Origin of the sequence: Bradyrhizobium sp. 930_D9_N1_4 (genome assembly GCF_052076015.1) — a bacterium.
Lineage (GTDB): Bacteria > Pseudomonadota > Alphaproteobacteria > Rhizobiales > Xanthobacteraceae > Bradyrhizobium.
In genome coordinates this window covers 3322372-3336443 of record NZ_CP197236.1, presented here as the reverse complement: position 1 = coordinate 3336443, position 14072 = coordinate 3322372, and the positions used below count along the sequence as shown (strand labels likewise).

Sequence of the window (14072 nt, the reverse complement as noted above, 5' to 3'; positions counted from 1 at the left end):
CGAGCTCGCAGCTATAGTGATGGTGGTGCATCGGCGCGTTCGGGATGGAAATCAGCCAGCCCTTGCGAAGATGGTCTTCAATCCGGTCATGCCGGACGAATTTCAGCGCGTAGAATTTCACGCCGCGCGCTTCTCCTTCCGCATCTCGATTTCCATCCTGCGCCGGTTCAGATCCACCAGCCTTTGCAGAAGGATCGTCATGCGGCGCGAGCGCGGCTTGCACCGCTTGGATTCATCGAGTGTTTCAAAATACTGCTGTTCGACGGTTTTCATGACATCACCAAAAATGATCCGGTAGCAAAAGCTCGCCGCTATCAACCGATTTTCGCGAGCGTGATTGGGTAGCGATACCAATGCGAATTCATGGGTTGGGACTTGATCCCTTTCCCGAAGCGGCCATCATGGGGGCTGAACAAGATCGCCTGCATGTGCGTGTAGGTCTCGATGCCTAGCTCCTCGTGAAGCAGCGCAGGCCGACGACCAGAGCGGGGCTTCGGCTCCTCGATCTGAGGCCGAGCCGCCACTAGCTCGCGATAGCGCCGGCCGACGGAGCCCATATTGCGGCTCATCTCGACGGCGATCTCAGGATACGATTTGCCCTCGACCTCGCGCTTGTGGACGAGCTGCTTGAGATCGTCCGCCGACCACTGGTCTCGCCAATGAAGCTCATCCATGACGAGCCTCCGAACGGAGGTGCATCAAGCGATTTGCTACTACGGACTCATGGACGCCGAGCTCGCGCGCGATATCGAACGTGTCGAGCCCGAATTTCCAGAGCGTCAGGATTCCGTACTCTTCTGTGTCATTGAGCTTTCTGCGTGTTGCTGTCATTTCCCCCGCTCCATGAATGCGCGCAGCTTACGTTGCGCTTCGATCCGTTCCTTTCGCTTGCTCCACCAGGAGCAAAGCGCTCTCCAAAGCCGCATCAATTTCTTCCTTGAGCCTGCGTTCTCGGTCTCCTGCCTGTTCGACGCGCTCACATATCCGGCGGTAGGCGACCAGAATCCTGAAGCCCAAAGCCATGCCCGGTTCTTTTGCCGAGCTTTTCGATATGAATTTTCGCAACCACTCTGACGACGTGCCGACCGCTCTTGCCACGTCGTCGTAGGCCACCATGCGGGAGCCGGTACGCCGCTCCTCGCGCATTACGAACGCTTCAGCTACGTTCCTTGTTAAACTGACGATGCCACTCATTGGCCAATTCTTCCCACGCTCTGGTCTCATCCGACCAACGCTCCATGCTTGATTGTTCAAGTCATGAAGCAACTCACACACGACAACGACGACTCGACATGGACCCCGCTTGGCTTGGCGGCGGCGAGGGTCCTACAAACGTGCAAAAATCAGCAGGAACATCGCGAGCGGGACGCTCAGCGCAGCGGAGATGATGAAAAGAAAAAGGAAGAACAGCGCACCTATGTCGAGCAGCGCTTGAGAGAGATAGCCGCGTTCGAGGAGCGGTTCAGGTCTGGATATAGATCCAGACGGAAGGGGACATAGGTTTGCGGCGCCCGAATTGTATTTGGTGACGGCGCCACGAGAGCCGGACTGCGCGTTGAGAACGCCCCCGTCCACGAGCGCAGTCCGGCGGCTCAACTTGCGCGCATTGATATGCGTCAATCCGAGATTATTCATCGTGCTCGCGCCCCAGTTGCATTCTCTGCACGGCAATAGGCGTATCGTTCCGAGACATGAACGCGCGCATCTCCGTACTTTGTCGGATGCGTCACGAATCCATTTGCAACCTGAATGGAACCACTGCACACTTTTCCCTGCGCGTGTTTCGCGCCAACAAACAGGGCGGGGAAATTGTGATGAGCGTACGGCGGGAGGAAGTGCCGGAATTCTTTGTCGATTGGTTCGAGGACTACGAATTCTCGAACGGTATCCTCACCTTCAAGGGCATCCGAAACAGAACGGGTCTGGCGCATCCCCTCGCGTCCGACCTGACGCCAATCGTCAATCTTGCGATGCCGGCCGTTTATGTTGGCCGCTGTATCGAGAGCTGCATGAGAGCCGCAGATCCAGACGTTGCAGCCTGGATCAAAACGTCGCCTCTTCACCGCATGATGAGCTGACATCAATCAACTCCGGCAACGTTTGGGACGAGCGTGTCATCACTCGTTGCCGAAGGAGGCGCCCATAGATCAGGGCGAAGGGCCGACGCTGGAATAACGCCCTTCGTAAATTCGTGGATCGCCAAGGCGAGTTTCGGGCCTGCACGCCCGGTTCTCCGCGCCTTGTTGATCAAGGGCTGGCTCAGGCCGGTTTCGTTGGCCAGCTTGGCCTCGGAGCCGCCCGCGAGTTTGATCGCACGTTCAATGAGATTGTCGCCCATAACCGCGAAACATAACCGCAGTTATGAGGAAGTCAATAACTAATGTTGTCGAGACAACCGATAACCGACGTTATAATACTCCGGGCTATGGAACCCGGCGGCATTATCAGAGAGGCGCGCGAAAAGCGCGGTTGGTCCCAGAAGGAACTGGGCGACCGCGTCGGCATTTCGCAGCCGGCTATAAAGAAGATCGAGGACGGCGCCACTCGGCAGACCAAGTTTATGCCGAAGATTGCGCAGTTGCTCGAGCTGGACCTCGCGGTCCTCGACGATTCCCTGAATAGCCAGAGGCTGGACGAGGCGCCGCCTCCCCTTCAACCAGGGCGCCCGGACTTCAGGATATTCGCTTCGGCAGAAGGTGGGCCGGGTGAGATCATCAGATCTGCCGAGCCAGTCGATTTTGTCCCCCGCCCTACCCACTTGGTGCACGTTCGGGACGCCTATGGTCTCCTGATCACCGGGACGTCCATGGAGCCGGAATACAATGCCGGAGAGATGGCGATCGTTGAGCCGTCGATGCCGGTTATAGGTGGCGAGGTCTATATTTTCTATGCTGAGCTGCACGGCGAGGCCCGCGCCACCATCAAGAAGCTCCGGCGGGCAACCGTGGACAATTGGCTTGTCACCCAACACAACCCGCAAGAAGGCAAGAGCAGGGATTTTAGCCTACCCCGGCGGGAATGGACGATTGCTCACCGAGTCACGGGTAAATTTACGAGGCGATGATGAAGGGGCGCGCCATCATCCTCGCTGCGCTCCTGGTTTCGGCCGCGCCAGCGAACGCCGTCTACTTCACCTACAGCCAGTGGGAATCTTTGCCGGCATCAATGCGAGCTGCATATATCGCCGGCATGTACGACGCCCTCACCTCTTTTTCAGACAATGACGAGGGAGCGGCGTATGCGCGGCACTACCAGGCCTGCGTCAGCACTGCTAAAATGAGTACTGGCCAGATGGCCGAAAATGTTCGAATTTTCGCGTCCTCTCGGCCAGAACTTCAAGGCCCATCGGTCGGCGGCGCTTTTATTAAATATTTGGTCAGCCTCTGCGGCTCGCAGCCGCGCTAAGCCCCTTTTCAACAAGGTCTCATTCGCACTGCACAATAACTTTTTTCTGCTTCGATAACTTTTCTTATTGACGGCTATCGATAACTTTGGTTATGTCTCCTCATCGAACGGGGAGACGACGAATGGCCACCACCAACCAGCCCACCAGCCACAGCTACTTCGTCGTCATGGTCGATTACGGCCGTGACACCCGAAAGGTCCACGGCCTTGAAGCGAACGTCTCGCCTGAGATGACCTTCAGTGGTGCAGTGGACAAGGTCCGCGAAGCCATCGGCGACGGCCACGAGATCGCATTCGCCCACGAGATCACCTACCGCGTCGGCGGCAGCTCGCACGTCTCCGACGTCAAGGACGAGCTGATCAACCGCGCGAACGACCATCGCGTCTATGACGCCCCGCCCTTCGACCACGAAGCCGCTCGCGCTGACCATGCCCGCAGCCTTCGCAGGGAGGCGTGAGATGAGCGCGCCAATCAACGTCGCGGTGGACGACAAGCTAGCCAGTGTCATCTGGCGCACTTACGGCCTCGCTCAAGCATTTGAGGCGCTTGGTGGGGACAGGCCGAAGTCCACACTGCCGGGCTTCGCATTCGCCTTGGCTCTCGTTGAGAAAGAGATGGCCGACCAGCGCGCTGCTATGTCTGGCGCAGTCTACAAGGCCGCCGCTCGTGCTGGCCACGACATTAACAACGTCGCATCAATCTTGACTGACATCAAGAACGGCAAGCCCTGCATTCAGATTGTTCCTGCCGATTTGGTCGATCAAGCGGAGGCGTCAACGTGATCCGCACCCTCGCCGAGTTCACCTCTCTCGCCATCTTCATCCTCATGCTCGCCACGTGGGCGAAGATTGCGGAGCGGATGCTGTGACCGACACCCAAGCCATCATCAAGGCGATCCAGGAAAACTTCCACCAGATCATTGCCGCAGACCCGGATGGGAAGCGCGAGATCATCAACGGCATTTTCGAGTTCGCGAAGATTCAACAGAGCGTCGCCGAGGCGATGGCCGAACCGGAGTGTGTACAGTGAGTGAGGCCCCCAACGATCTCCATCGCTCGATTGAAGCTGCAAAGAGCCTTCGCCTTGAACTATCGCGCATGATCGCAGGCGAAGATGAGCAGGCGCTTGCCGACACGTTTGCCGGCGAGACCACGTTGGACGCGGAAATCCGCGCCGCCGTTCTCACGATCGAAGAGGATGAGATATTCATCAACGGCATCAAGGCGCGCGAGACCGAGCTGAAAGCGCGCAGATCGCGCCTTGAGAAGCGCGTCGAGGCCACGCGCGGCTTGATTGAGCAGGCCATGACAGTCGCCAACTGGCCCCGGTTGGAGATGGACATCGGCACGGTCTCCGTTGGCAAGGCTGCGCCACGGATCGAGATCGACAACGAGAGCGAAGTCCCCACGCAATTCTGGAAGCGACAGGACCCGGTTCTCGACAAGGCCGGCCTCGGCAAGACGCTGCGCGAGCGCCAGAAGGCTTTGGACGCTATCGCCAAGCTCAAGACCGCAGAAGAACGCGCGGCGGCGCTGGCGGCACTGGAAACCGAGATGCCGGCCATTCCCGGCTGCCACCTTGAGACCGCTGGCGTCTCGCTCACCATCCGCAGGGGCTGACATGAACCAGATTGCACACATCTCGCCGTCATCGTTCTGGACGCCGCGCCAGCTTGCCACGATCAAGCAGACGGTTGCCAGCGACACGAACGAAATCGAGTTTGACCTCTTCATCGAATACGCGGGGGCCAAGCGGCTAGACCCGTTCTCAAAGCAGATCATCGCTGTCGTCTATTCGAAGGACGACCCCAAAAAGCGCAAGATGACGATCATCGTGACGCAGGACGGCCAGCGCGTGCTTGCCTCCAGGTGCCGCGATTATCGACCGGCCGAGACCGAGCCCGAGTTCGTTTACCGTGACGAGTTGAAGGGGCCGACGAACCCACTCGGCATCGAGAAATGCACGGTCAAGCTCTGGAAGCAGGACAACACCAACGCATGGCATCCGGTGATCGGGTGGGCCTACTGGACCGACTATGCACCGATCAAGACCTCCGGCGATGCCTTCGAGTGGGTGGATACCGGCGAGACCTATCAGGACTCCGGCAAACCCAAGAAGCGCAAGCAACTGAAGGCCGGCGCCGACATTTCGAAGATGCAGGCGCTCGACGATAGCGGCAACTGGGCGAAGATGCCGCGCGTCATGCTGGCGAAGTGTGCCAACATGGTCGCGCTCCGCTCAGGCTGGCCCGAGACCTTCGATGGGGTCTATGCCGAAGAGGAGATGGAGCACATCCAGGTTCAGGATCGCTCCGCGTCCGAAATGGTCGAGATCGAGCGCGAGCAGCGTCGCATGAAGACCATCGCGATGTCCGATGACGAATACCCGTTCGTTGACGACACCGGCCACCTGTCATTCATCCCCGCCGGCCGCTACGCGGACCAGATCATCATGCACGCCCGCAACTGCACGACCGCGGACGAGCTTGAGGGCATGAAGACCCGCAACCGCGAAGGTCTCCAGCGCTTCTGGGCGCGCCACAAGGACGATGCCCTGGCTGTGCGCAAAGAGTTGGACACGATCCCCGCAAAGCTGACGAAGGGGGCCGCCTGATGCCCCGCGCTGTCGTCCAAATCAAAGGCCAAGCCGACCGCAACCTGATCGCGCGCTGGGCAATGGACGCGCAGAACGTTCCAGCCGGAACGACCGTGGAGTTTCGAGCGCCGCGCCGGTCGCTCGATCAAAACGCCCTGATGTGGTCGCTGCTCGGCCAGATCAGCAAGGCTGTCGATTGGTACGGCCAGAAGTTGAGCAGCGAGGACTGGAAAGACGTACTCACCGCCTCGCTGCGCCGGACCCGCGTCGTTCCGGGTATCGACGCCGGCACGTTCGTCCCGCTCGGAATGCGGACCTCGCAGATGACCAAGGAAGAGATCAGCGACTTGCTTGAGCTGATCTACGCCTTCGGTGCCGAGCGCGGCGTGAAGTTTCGCGAATTGGAGTTGGTATCGTGAGGCGCGAGTTCACCAAACAGACGATGCGCGAAGCTTACGAGAGATCGGAAGGCTTGTGCGAGGGCATCTTGCCGAGTGGCCTGCGCTGTTGCGCCGAGGTTGCCCACAAGAAGCACTTCGACCACATCATTCCAGATGCCCTTGGCGGCGACAACAGTCTGACCAATTGCGCCGTTCTTTGCCTGCCGTGCCACGGATCGAAGACGCAGAAGATCGACGTTCCCATGATCGCCAAGGCAAAGCGCGTCGCTGACAAGTACCGCGGCATTCGCAAGCCTTCGCGCTTCCCCGGCTCGCGGGATTCCAGGCTGAAGAAGAAGATCGACGGATCGGTGGTGCTGAGATGATGGTCATCGGCATCCTCGGCGTCATCTTGCTCTTCGCCGTCGTCTTCGTTTTGGCGGGAGCAACGTGATGGTGATCGTCCGCTCCACCCTGGTCATCCTCGCGCTCGCGAGCCTCCCGATCTACGGCGTCATGCTGCTCAACGCAGCGGCTGGTGATTGGCTTCGCAAGCGCAAGCTCAGGACAGCGCAGCGATGACGCTCCTCAATGTGATCCTGGGCATCTGCACGGTTGCTCTGATTATCGGGATCACGATTGCGATCCAAGACGCAGGCAGGCCGGGTCCAGCGCACTCGCTACGTGAGCGGGCCTGAGACCTTTTTACAACAGGAGATACCAATGTCGAACCTCGAACTGCACGCCCGTAAGGAAATGGAAATTGCCGGCCTGTTCGCGAAAGACAGCGACTACGGCGGGATGCTCGGAGACGCTGTGATGAAGATGGTCAAGGTATTCGCCGATGAGGGGCACAGCGGGTTCTCAGCCGGCATGGCTATCTCAATCTTCGAGAAAGTGGCTCGCTTCGAACCGCTTTCGCCCCTGACTGGCGCCGACGACGAGTGGATGGAGGTCGGCGAGAACACTTGGCAGAACGTCCGCTGTTCGCACGTCTTCAAGAACGCTGATGGCGCATATGACATCGAAGGCAAGATCTTCCGCGAGCCGGATGGCTGTTGCTTCACAAGCTATGACAGCCGCGTGCCCGTGACTTTCCCCTACACACCCAAGCGTGAATATGTCGATGTGCCGGCGTCAAAAGATTGATCTCACTCGCGCTCTCATCGCCTCACTTGGGGTCTGAACAATGACGCGAGACGGAAACACCATCTCGGACACGCTTTGGGAACTGGGTGTTACCCACGAGCGCGATCCAGGCTCGCCAACCGATGGCTGCCATACGCTGTACTACGCTGGTCGCTCGATCGGACGATATGCAGCCTACGAGGTTGCGAACCTGATCCGCGAGCATGGTCTCGACGCCACCCCGCAGTCTCAACATCAACGCTGAACTACCCACCGCCAAAAGGAGAACCCAATGGCACACGTCTACGAAGGTCAACCCGACGGCAGGCAGGCCGACACTGCCATCCCAGTCACTCGCTTCCGGCCGAAATACCGGGCGTTGACTGACGAGGAGAAGGCTCTGCACGACGAGATCAAGGACAAGGCAACCGATCTGGAAGCCGTGTTCAACAAGGTCAAGACCGGCCGCTATTCATCGCTGGCGATGACCTCTCTCGAACAGTCCGTCATGTGGATCGTGAAGGAACTGACGTCATGACCGAGCGCCTTGGCGACGCCCCGATCCAGCAAGAATACCGTGAGCTTATGAATGCGGTCGCACGCGGCCTGGATCAAGCCTTCAACGGCGACGCCACAGGCGCAGAGCGGGGGACGGGCTTCGTTTTGCTCGTCTTCCCGTTCGGTCATGCAGATGGATCGCGCTGCAATTTCATCTCGAACGGCGCCGACCGTAAGGACGTGGTCTCCCTGATGAAAGAGATGATCGCCCGGTTCGAAGGCCAGCCGGAAGTAAGCGGCAGAGCATAACCACTGATCTCATCTCACCCGCGAACACATAGGGCAAATCATGGATGCGAACCTTAAGGCAAAGTGGGTCGAGGCTCTCCGGAGTGGGGAGTACAAGCAGGCCAGAAATGCTCTTCGAGATGGCAATCGGTATTGCTGTCTTGGGGTTCTCTGCAAGGTTGCAGGCCTGCCCATTCGTAATGACGGCCTTGGTGTCGAGGGGCACGGCGTCGGCGGTAAGTCTTCTTACTCCTCCTATGAACCAATCTTTAATCTCGTTGGCGGGTTCGACCAGAGCCATCCGCTCAGCATGCGCAATGATGGTGCCGGTAATTTCAAGCCCCACACGTTCAAGCAGATCGCCGACTATATCGAGGCGAACCTATGAGCGCGCCTCACTCACCATCATCCGCTGAGATTGATGATCTGACTTTGCGCGTGGCAGTGGCTATTGCCAGCCGCCGCGACGCCTTCAGGGCTGGCGAGAAATTAGCTCAATCGTACTTGGACGACGCCCGCGTGGCTATCGCAGTGATGGAAACCGCAGATGGTACGTCGGCCGTATCATTAATCGAGGCTTCAGACGCCGCTTTGCGTCATGAAGTAATCCGTAGGGGATTGATATGATCGATGTTGCCCAAGCTGCGCGAGAGCCCGACGGCTATCTTGTCGAGCGCGTGGGAGACAGCACTTTCCCGCGATTGGTTCGGACAAAAAAAGAAGCTGAAGGTTGGATCAGGGCCGCCGAATTGAGCCCAAAGATCACAACGCGGGCTCTGTACGCCGCCCAGCCGCCGGCCGCTCCGGCTGGCCCCAGATATTATTGCCAGACGTGCTGCGGCACGGGCAAATACGACAGTCGGATGTGCGGGCTTCCTCCTGAAGCCGACACAACTTGCGTGGACTGCAATGGCACCGGCATCGAACAACCGCCGGCCGCTCCGGTCGAGACGGAATCAGTTTTGGCGGCAGCGGTCCGCCAAGAAGAGCCGGCCACGCGTAACACCGCGGCATTGCTGGCCCAGAGGGTGGAAGGCCCTCACTGTTCTGCCGACACCGACAAGGCCCGCGGCCTCTTAGCTCTGGCCGATCGCCATCGAAGCACGGCGTCGCGTGGCGATGAACGATCTTGAACGCAGCATGATCGTCCAAGCACTCCGACACGAGGCCGGCGCCACCAACGTGCTCACTTCTGTTCAACCGCAGGAAGCGCGCAGGCAAAGACGCCTCGCGGATGGCCGGAAACGTCCCGCTCAAAACAATCCGGATGGCTATCTGGACGAAACACGGTCCACGCTCTCGCGCCCCAACTGCGGGGGCGAAAAGTGAATCTCAACAAAGATGCTGAAAGCTGGGCCAGGGTTGATCCCAGGGCCGTAACGCAAGGCAGCCAAGCGCAGGCAGAGAACGTGCTGAAGATGGCCTTGCAGGACATCGCCAAGCTGGCTGCCGAACTGGAGACGGTGCAGAATCATCGAGCACGCGTCGGCCGCAACCGCGACATGTGGAAGGCCCAATGCGAGCGCCAAGCCGATCAGCTCCGCGCATTCACATCCCAGCATCCTTCGCAACAGGGAAACTGCAAATGACGGGACGCTTTGAAGGCGACGAAGACGTCGATGCGCATCAGACGATCTGGCTCCAACCCTGGTGCAAGGGCTGCCAGAAGCACGCCTACAGCGACGGTCGGCAGTGGTGCGAGGATGAAGTCTGGGGCGAGTGCGAGGAGTGTGGTCGCAAGCCGGTCAAGTACGTACTCGCAGATGTGTCCGCATCGGGGGGTTCAAATGGCTGATCGATACCGTCACAAGGTTCGCGGGACGACCTATCGCATTCTATTCGAGGCCGCGAAGGCGTCCAGCGTCATTCACCCGCTCGATGGAATGACGATGGTCGTCTACCAAGCTGAGCACGATGGCTTGGTTTGGGTGCGGCCGGCACTGGAATTTTTCGATGGCCGTTTCGAGCGCATCGCGGATGATGTGGGACCAACGGGGGATAGGTCATGAGAGTGCAGGAGAACGAAGGCGAGTTCGATCCTGGCGATCCCTACGACGCCATGTGCGATAGCTTCCGCATCCAGGTCGCTGAGATGGCAGCGCAGGCGCAGCGTATCGCCATCTATCGAGATATGCCACCTGAGCGCCAACTCAGCGCCTTCATGGCCGGCGTTCTCACCGGCCTGATCGGGGTCTGCTTCGTCAGCATCCGCGACGAGGGTCGCGAGGTGATGATGGATGGCATCAAGGAAGCAATGCCGCTTGCTCGACAGCAGGCCGAAGACATTATCAGTGAAGCGGTCCCTTCAGAGGAGCGGGGATGAACCTCAAACAGCTTTGGTCAATCATTCGAGGCCGGCGCACCAACTTCAGTTGGATGAACGCCTCGTGGACCTATTACCCAGACGGCGACCCACTCGGCAAAATTCTTCTATGCAGCCCGGAGACAGCAAAAATGAGCGACCACCCGATGGTGCAGGATCTGCACGCCGCAATTAGCCGCCGAAGCCTCAATGAGGTCGAGCGGGCAGCAAACCGGATCAGGGACGAGAAGCCGGACCTGAGCGGCGAACTCGACCGCATGACGACGTCTCGCGATTATCATATCCGCGTCGGAGACAAGCTTGCCGAGCGCATCAATGTGCTGGTCCCAGCTTTGAAAGAGGCTGAGAGGTTTATGGCGTATTTCGCTGGCGAGACCGGCGGGACGTTCGTTGGCCCAGGCACGCCGCAATCCTGTCTTGAACAGATCCGCGCCTCACTCGCATTCCCCTCAAACAAGTGAGCATGGCAATGCAGAGCTTCATGGAGCTGATCTACATCGATAGCGACGAGCAGGCTTGTCAAACGAATCTGCGCAAGTCCTGCGATACGAACGCGATTACGCTGGCCACATTTCGTGCCTATCGCCGGTACGGCGTACCGTTTGATCAGGCTCGCTTCTTGCTCGATTACCACAACGCCAAGGGCGACCTGAGCGACACAATCGCGATCAGCGCCGATGGTTTCAAGGCCATCACAGGCGAGCATCCAAAAACCGACGAGGAATACAGGAAGATCGATACCGACTTCTGGAATGAGGCACGGTCGCCCTCGTCCCCGCTCTCGTCGAATACGCGCAACAGCGCCGACGGATGACACCTTCATCGATCTGTTCACTGTACTGCTAGGAGTGAACAGCGCCTGAAATCTTTAGAATTTTTAGCCTCACGTCAGTTATTCCGAAACGTCGAAAACCCTGCTAGAATAGGCAAATGACGAAGCCATTCACTTTGATCGAAGCTGCCGGACAGTTGGGCATGTCGGAGCGCTGGCTGCGGGCGTGGCTTGCCGACAATCCTGTGGATGCCAAGGGCGTGCCCTTTTACATTCCGATGGGCCGCCGGAAAGAATTCGAGCCGTCCGACATCGAACGCATTCGGACGCGCATCAGGGAGCTCGAACAATGCCGCTTGAACTATACCGTCGCGGTGCCGTCTGGCATTACCGCGGAACAATTGGCCCGGATGGCGGTCGGAAAAGGCTCCGTGGTTCGACCCACACCAAAGACAAAGTCCGCGCCGCGAGCGAGGTTGCCGAGATCGAGCGCCGATACTGGGAAGGTCATCGACTTGGCCCCAGCGCGATCCTGACATTTGACCAGGCCTGCACCCAGTTTCTTGCGGATGGGAAGCCCTTCATGATCGGCGCCGTGGATGCCGTCAAGGCAGCCAGAGACCATTTCAAGGGGAAGCTGGTGAAGGACATCAAGTCCAGCGCCGTGCGGGCGTTCGCCAACGAGGTCTATGGCCACTGCACCGGGGCGAGCAAGAACCGGCTGGCGATCACCCCCGTTCAATCGATCGTCAACCACTGCGCCGAACTCGAGCTGTGCGACTTTTTGCGCGTGAAGCGCTTCCCGAACGTCCACAAGGAGAAGGAGCCGGCGACTCTGGATTGGGTTCAGCGATTCCAGGCGGAAACAAAGCCCCACCTCGGGGCCTATGCCCTCTTCATGTTCCTGACCGGTGCCCGTCCGAGCGAGGCGCTGGCCGTCGACCCCGAGAAGGATCTGGACCTCCAGAAAGCCGAGGCGACGATCAGGATGACGAAGGTCGAGGAGGACAAGCTGGTTGAGGTGACGCGCGTGGCTCACCTCCCGCCGATGCTGGTAGCCGCGCTGGCCAACTTGAAGCCCGTTCCCGGGCGGCCTCTGTTCGTCTACCGGAAGTACGGAGACATGAAGGAAACTTGGGACGCAGCGGCAGCCCGGGTCCCGGGGAAGCTCTTGACGCCCCACTGCTGCCGCCACGGCTTCGCTACGGAGCTGCTGCGGCGCGGGGTCGATGTGCACACGGTTGCATGGCTGGGCGGCTGGGCGAGCGCGAAACAAGTCCTGGAGACCTATGGTCACGCCATCAAGCGGCGCGACCTGACTTCGATCCTGACTGACACGCCATTGACGCAGGCGGTCGATGAAGTGGCAGCAACTGCCCGTAAAGTCTCTGGAATTTGACTTAACCACATTCTCCGGCCCAGAACAAAGTTCACGCCGTGCCCCGCTTGCAACGCCTGGCGGCGTGACGCCCCTCGTCGCCGAACTTTTCGATTTCCCGTAAGCGCTTGTGTTCACTTTGGAACTGTCGGTTCCTCCGCGGAAACGTAGGGTCCCCCAGTTGCCGATTCCCGGCCGCGTAAAAGCCAAGAGACAAGAAGCGTGACCGGCCGGCCCAGGAACGATCTGCTGCGCACGCTCAGCGCCCAGGATTTCGAATTGCTCGCCCCGCACTTGCAGGCGGTCGAGCTCGCTGCGAACCACATCCTACATCACGCGGGCGACGGCATCTCGCTCGTCCACTTCCCTTGCGGCCCTGCGTTCGTCTCGTTCGCGGTGCCGGTCGAGGACGACCGCGAGGTCGAGAGCCTGCTGGTGGGCCGCGAGGGCGCGACCGGCATTCCCTCCGGCCGCGGTCCCTTGCAGGCCTATTCCCGCATCGTCGTGAAGGTCGGCGGCACGCTCCAGCGCCTGCCGCTGCGCGCGCTCGAGCAGGCGCAGCAGCGATCGGCGAGCCTGCACGAGACGATGTCGCGCTACGCCGCCTGCCAGTTCGCGCAATTGCTCCAGACCGCGGCCTGCAACGCCTCGCATTCGATCGAGCAGCGCGCAGCCAAATGGATCGGCGCTGCGCGCGAGCATCTCGGCAGCGACGAGATCCCCTTCACCCATGAGCAGCTCGCCAGCATGCTCGGCGTGTCACGCAGCTATGCCAGCCGCGTCATCCAGACGTTCAAGGCGAGGCGCATCCTCGCGACCCGCCGCGGCGCCATCCTGGTTCTCGATGCGCCCGCGCTCGAGGCCAGCGCCTGTGCCTGCAACAATGCGGTGAAGAAGCATTTTCACGAGGTGCTGGGACGCTCGACGTCATCCGGCTAGGGCCTGCCGGAACATATTCGCTTTGCCCGCATTGCCCGCACATGCCGCGGTACTTTTTTCATTTCGAGGGCCAGCAGCCCCACACCGACACAACCGGGGAATCGCTGCACGACGACGAGGCGGCCTGGCGCGAAGCGGTCCGCCTCTCCCGCGACGTCGAGCACGCGCTGCGCCCCGGCGACAGCTGGACGCTCAGCGTGTTCGACGGCAGCGAGCCGGTGTTCGTGCTGGCGATGGTGACGCGGCGGTTTCGATAAGGCACGTCTTTCGTCAAAGCACGTTCGCGCATCCCGGCACCGATCACATCGTCCCGACAATTGGAACGTCGCGCGCCACCTGCGCGTTTGCTCCTTGACGAGGCAACG

General features: G+C 59.8%; 30 protein-coding genes. 25 read left to right on the top strand and 5 right to left on the bottom strand.

Annotation, left to right across the window (positions count from 1 at the left end; genetic code table 11):
* Window positions 1–117: 117 nt before the first annotated feature.
* The 4 genes from AB7532_RS15490 to AB7532_RS15475 form a co-directional block, all read right to left on the bottom strand.
* Window positions 118–273 (bottom strand): hypothetical protein, encoded by a 156-nt coding sequence (locus AB7532_RS15490; protein ID WP_441235639.1) that lies wholly within the window; start codon window positions 271–273, stop codon window positions 118–120.
* A 41-nt stretch (window positions 274–314) separates the two neighbouring features.
* A complete protein-coding gene (locus AB7532_RS15485; RefSeq protein ID WP_441235638.1) occupies window positions 315–674 on the bottom strand; it encodes a hypothetical protein in 360 nt (119 codons plus the stop codon).
* A 184-nt stretch (window positions 675–858) separates the two neighbouring features.
* Window positions 859–1194, bottom strand: coding sequence for a hypothetical protein (locus AB7532_RS15480; protein ID WP_441235637.1), 336 nt, complete (start codon window positions 1192–1194; stop codon window positions 859–861).
* A gap of 132 nt (window positions 1195–1326) precedes the next feature.
* On the bottom strand, window positions 1327–1635 hold the full coding sequence (locus AB7532_RS15475) for a hypothetical protein (protein ID WP_441235636.1): 309 nt from the start codon (window positions 1633–1635) through the stop codon (window positions 1327–1329).
* A gap of 56 nt (window positions 1636–1691) precedes the next feature.
* On the opposite strand from AB7532_RS15475, the gene AB7532_RS15470 reads away from it, so the two are divergent.
* Window positions 1692–2078, top strand: coding sequence for a hypothetical protein (locus tag AB7532_RS15470; RefSeq protein WP_441235635.1), 387 nt, complete (start codon window positions 1692–1694; stop codon window positions 2076–2078).
* Window positions 2079–2080: 2 nt separating this feature from the next.
* On the opposite strand, the gene AB7532_RS15465 is transcribed toward AB7532_RS15470, so the two are convergent.
* Window positions 2081–2338: a YdaS family helix-turn-helix protein gene (locus tag AB7532_RS15465; protein ID WP_441235634.1), complete on the bottom strand. Its 258-nt coding sequence runs from the start codon at window positions 2336–2338 to the stop codon at window positions 2081–2083.
* A gap of 87 nt (window positions 2339–2425) precedes the next feature.
* Here AB7532_RS15465 and AB7532_RS15460 point away from each other — a divergent pair, with 87 nt between their 5' ends.
* The 24 genes from AB7532_RS15460 to AB7532_RS15345 all read left to right on the top strand — a co-directional run bounded on the left by AB7532_RS15460 (window position 2426) and on the right by AB7532_RS15345 (window position 13964).
* A complete protein-coding gene (locus tag AB7532_RS15460; protein ID WP_441235633.1) occupies window positions 2426–3064 on the top strand; it encodes a helix-turn-helix domain-containing protein in 639 nt (212 codons plus the stop codon).
* A complete protein-coding gene (locus AB7532_RS15455; RefSeq protein WP_441235632.1) occupies window positions 3061–3405 on the top strand; it encodes a hypothetical protein in 345 nt (114 codons plus the stop codon). Before AB7532_RS15460 ends, AB7532_RS15455 begins: the two co-directional genes overlap by 4 nt.
* A gap of 122 nt (window positions 3406–3527) precedes the next feature.
* Window positions 3528–3863 carry a hypothetical protein gene (locus AB7532_RS15450; protein WP_441235631.1) on the top strand — a complete coding sequence of 112 codons (336 nt, stop codon included), beginning with the start codon at window positions 3528–3530 and terminating at the stop codon, window positions 3861–3863.
* 1 nt (window position 3864) lies between these two features.
* The gene (locus AB7532_RS15445) at window positions 3865–4188 is read left to right on the top strand and encodes a hypothetical protein (RefSeq protein ID WP_441235630.1); all 324 of its coding nucleotides are present in this window, start codon (window positions 3865–3867) and stop codon (window positions 4186–4188) included.
* Window positions 4189–4270: 82 nt separating this feature from the next.
* Window positions 4271–4435, top strand: coding sequence for a hypothetical protein (locus AB7532_RS15440; protein WP_441235629.1), 165 nt, complete (start codon window positions 4271–4273; stop codon window positions 4433–4435).
* A gap of 68 nt (window positions 4436–4503) precedes the next feature.
* Window positions 4504–5025, top strand: coding sequence for a siphovirus Gp157 family protein (locus AB7532_RS15435; RefSeq protein WP_441235628.1), 522 nt, complete (start codon window positions 4504–4506; stop codon window positions 5023–5025).
* 1 nt (window position 5026) lies between these two features.
* Complete coding sequence (gene bet / locus AB7532_RS15430; protein ID WP_441235627.1) at window positions 5027–6019, top strand: phage recombination protein Bet; 993 nt, start codon at window positions 5027–5029, stop codon at window positions 6017–6019.
* Window positions 6019–6420, top strand: a complete 402-nt coding sequence (locus AB7532_RS15425; protein WP_441235626.1) for a recombination protein NinB — start codon at window positions 6019–6021, stop codon at window positions 6418–6420. The genes bet and AB7532_RS15425 overlap by 1 nt, the downstream gene beginning before the upstream one ends.
* A complete protein-coding gene (locus AB7532_RS15420; RefSeq protein WP_441235625.1) occupies window positions 6417–6767 on the top strand; it encodes an HNH endonuclease in 351 nt (116 codons plus the stop codon). Before AB7532_RS15425 ends, AB7532_RS15420 begins: the two co-directional genes overlap by 4 nt.
* A 67-nt stretch (window positions 6768–6834) precedes the next feature.
* Window positions 6835–6963, top strand: coding sequence for a hypothetical protein (locus AB7532_RS15415; RefSeq protein ID WP_441235624.1), 129 nt, complete (start codon window positions 6835–6837; stop codon window positions 6961–6963).
* A 141-nt stretch (window positions 6964–7104) separates the two neighbouring features.
* The gene (locus AB7532_RS15410) at window positions 7105–7530 is read left to right on the top strand and encodes a hypothetical protein (RefSeq protein WP_441235623.1); all 426 of its coding nucleotides are present in this window, start codon (window positions 7105–7107) and stop codon (window positions 7528–7530) included.
* 271 nt (window positions 7531–7801) lie between these two features.
* Entirely contained in the window at window positions 7802–8047 is a 246-nt protein-coding gene (locus AB7532_RS15405; protein WP_441235622.1) for an Acb2/Tad1 domain-containing protein, read from the top strand.
* Complete coding sequence (locus AB7532_RS15400) at window positions 8044–8316, top strand: hypothetical protein (protein WP_441235621.1); 273 nt, start codon at window positions 8044–8046, stop codon at window positions 8314–8316. Before AB7532_RS15405 ends, AB7532_RS15400 begins: the two co-directional genes overlap by 4 nt.
* Window positions 8317–8356: 40 nt before the next feature.
* Window positions 8357–8683: a hypothetical protein gene (locus AB7532_RS15395; RefSeq protein ID WP_441235620.1), complete on the top strand. Its 327-nt coding sequence runs from the start codon at window positions 8357–8359 to the stop codon at window positions 8681–8683.
* Between the two features lie 235 nt (window positions 8684–8918).
* Window positions 8919–9428: a hypothetical protein gene (locus AB7532_RS15390; RefSeq protein WP_441235619.1), complete on the top strand. Its 510-nt coding sequence runs from the start codon at window positions 8919–8921 to the stop codon at window positions 9426–9428.
* A gap of 192 nt (window positions 9429–9620) precedes the next feature.
* The gene (locus AB7532_RS15385; RefSeq protein ID WP_441235618.1) at window positions 9621–9884 is read left to right on the top strand and encodes a hypothetical protein; all 264 of its coding nucleotides are present in this window, start codon (window positions 9621–9623) and stop codon (window positions 9882–9884) included.
* A 198-nt stretch (window positions 9885–10082) separates the two neighbouring features.
* The gene (locus tag AB7532_RS15380) at window positions 10083–10304 is read left to right on the top strand and encodes a hypothetical protein (RefSeq protein ID WP_441235617.1); all 222 of its coding nucleotides are present in this window, start codon (window positions 10083–10085) and stop codon (window positions 10302–10304) included.
* Window positions 10301–10618, top strand: coding sequence for a hypothetical protein (locus tag AB7532_RS15375; protein ID WP_441235616.1), 318 nt, complete (start codon window positions 10301–10303; stop codon window positions 10616–10618). The genes AB7532_RS15380 and AB7532_RS15375 overlap by 4 nt, the downstream gene beginning before the upstream one ends.
* Window positions 10615–11079, top strand: coding sequence for a hypothetical protein (locus tag AB7532_RS15370; RefSeq protein WP_441235615.1), 465 nt, complete (start codon window positions 10615–10617; stop codon window positions 11077–11079). The genes AB7532_RS15375 and AB7532_RS15370 overlap by 4 nt, the downstream gene beginning before the upstream one ends.
* Before the next feature lie 20 nt (window positions 11080–11099).
* Complete coding sequence (locus AB7532_RS15365) at window positions 11100–11432, top strand: hypothetical protein (protein WP_441235614.1); 333 nt, start codon at window positions 11100–11102, stop codon at window positions 11430–11432.
* A gap of 116 nt (window positions 11433–11548) precedes the next feature.
* A complete protein-coding gene (locus tag AB7532_RS15360; RefSeq protein ID WP_441235613.1) occupies window positions 11549–11926 on the top strand; it encodes a hypothetical protein in 378 nt (125 codons plus the stop codon).
* 47 nt (window positions 11927–11973) lie between these two features.
* A complete protein-coding gene (locus AB7532_RS15355; protein WP_441235612.1) occupies window positions 11974–12789 on the top strand; it encodes a tyrosine-type recombinase/integrase in 816 nt (271 codons plus the stop codon).
* 201 nt (window positions 12790–12990) lie between these two features.
* On the top strand, window positions 12991–13707 hold the full coding sequence (locus tag AB7532_RS15350) for a Crp/Fnr family transcriptional regulator (RefSeq protein ID WP_441235611.1): 717 nt from the start codon (window positions 12991–12993) through the stop codon (window positions 13705–13707).
* A gap of 41 nt (window positions 13708–13748) precedes the next feature.
* Window positions 13749–13964, top strand: coding sequence for a DUF6894 family protein (locus AB7532_RS15345; protein WP_441235610.1), 216 nt, complete (start codon window positions 13749–13751; stop codon window positions 13962–13964).
* The last annotated feature ends 108 nt before the right edge of the window (window positions 13965–14072 follow it).

Coding starts and splice junctions, on each gene's coding strand:
- AB7532_RS15450 (WP_441235631.1), top strand. CDS start 3,528: ATGGCCACCACCAACCAGCCCACCAGCCACAGCTACTTCGTCGTCATG.
- AB7532_RS15485 (WP_441235638.1), bottom strand. CDS start 674: ATGGATGAGCTTCATTGGCGAGACCAGTGGTCGGCGGACGATCTCAAG.
- AB7532_RS15455 (WP_441235632.1), top strand. CDS start 3,061: ATGATGAAGGGGCGCGCCATCATCCTCGCTGCGCTCCTGGTTTCGGCC.
- AB7532_RS15490 (WP_441235639.1), bottom strand. CDS start 273: ATGAAAACCGTCGAACAGCAGTATTTTGAAACACTCGATGAATCCAAG.
- AB7532_RS15405 (WP_441235622.1), top strand. CDS start 7,802: ATGGCACACGTCTACGAAGGTCAACCCGACGGCAGGCAGGCCGACACT.
- AB7532_RS15375 (WP_441235616.1), top strand. CDS start 10,301: ATGAGAGTGCAGGAGAACGAAGGCGAGTTCGATCCTGGCGATCCCTAC.
- AB7532_RS15345 (WP_441235610.1), top strand. CDS start 13,749: ATGCCGCGGTACTTTTTTCATTTCGAGGGCCAGCAGCCCCACACCGAC.
- AB7532_RS15445 (WP_441235630.1), top strand. CDS start 3,865: ATGAGCGCGCCAATCAACGTCGCGGTGGACGACAAGCTAGCCAGTGTC.
- AB7532_RS15435 (WP_441235628.1), top strand. CDS start 4,504: ATGATCGCAGGCGAAGATGAGCAGGCGCTTGCCGACACGTTTGCCGGC.
- AB7532_RS15400 (WP_441235621.1), top strand. CDS start 8,044: ATGACCGAGCGCCTTGGCGACGCCCCGATCCAGCAAGAATACCGTGAG.
- AB7532_RS15365 (WP_441235614.1), top strand. CDS start 11,100: ATGGAGCTGATCTACATCGATAGCGACGAGCAGGCTTGTCAAACGAAT.
- AB7532_RS15470 (WP_441235635.1), top strand. CDS start 1,692: ATGAACGCGCGCATCTCCGTACTTTGTCGGATGCGTCACGAATCCATT.
- AB7532_RS15480 (WP_441235637.1), bottom strand. CDS start 1,194: ATGAGTGGCATCGTCAGTTTAACAAGGAACGTAGCTGAAGCGTTCGTA.
- AB7532_RS15395 (WP_441235620.1), top strand. CDS start 8,357: ATGGATGCGAACCTTAAGGCAAAGTGGGTCGAGGCTCTCCGGAGTGGG.
- AB7532_RS15460 (WP_441235633.1), top strand. CDS start 2,426: ATGGAACCCGGCGGCATTATCAGAGAGGCGCGCGAAAAGCGCGGTTGG.
- AB7532_RS15360 (WP_441235613.1), top strand. CDS start 11,549: ATGACGAAGCCATTCACTTTGATCGAAGCTGCCGGACAGTTGGGCATG.
- AB7532_RS15390 (WP_441235619.1), top strand. CDS start 8,919: ATGATCGATGTTGCCCAAGCTGCGCGAGAGCCCGACGGCTATCTTGTC.
- AB7532_RS15380 (WP_441235617.1), top strand. CDS start 10,083: ATGGCTGATCGATACCGTCACAAGGTTCGCGGGACGACCTATCGCATT.
- bet (WP_441235627.1), top strand. CDS start 5,027: ATGAACCAGATTGCACACATCTCGCCGTCATCGTTCTGGACGCCGCGC.
- AB7532_RS15410 (WP_441235623.1), top strand. CDS start 7,105: ATGTCGAACCTCGAACTGCACGCCCGTAAGGAAATGGAAATTGCCGGC.
- AB7532_RS15415 (WP_441235624.1), top strand. CDS start 6,835: ATGGTGATCGTCCGCTCCACCCTGGTCATCCTCGCGCTCGCGAGCCTC.
- AB7532_RS15425 (WP_441235626.1), top strand. CDS start 6,019: ATGCCCCGCGCTGTCGTCCAAATCAAAGGCCAAGCCGACCGCAACCTG.
- AB7532_RS15355 (WP_441235612.1), top strand. CDS start 11,974: ATGATCGGCGCCGTGGATGCCGTCAAGGCAGCCAGAGACCATTTCAAG.
- AB7532_RS15465 (WP_441235634.1), bottom strand. CDS start 2,338: ATGGGCGACAATCTCATTGAACGTGCGATCAAACTCGCGGGCGGCTCC.
- AB7532_RS15370 (WP_441235615.1), top strand. CDS start 10,615: ATGAACCTCAAACAGCTTTGGTCAATCATTCGAGGCCGGCGCACCAAC.
- AB7532_RS15475 (WP_441235636.1), bottom strand. CDS start 1,635: ATGAATAATCTCGGATTGACGCATATCAATGCGCGCAAGTTGAGCCGC.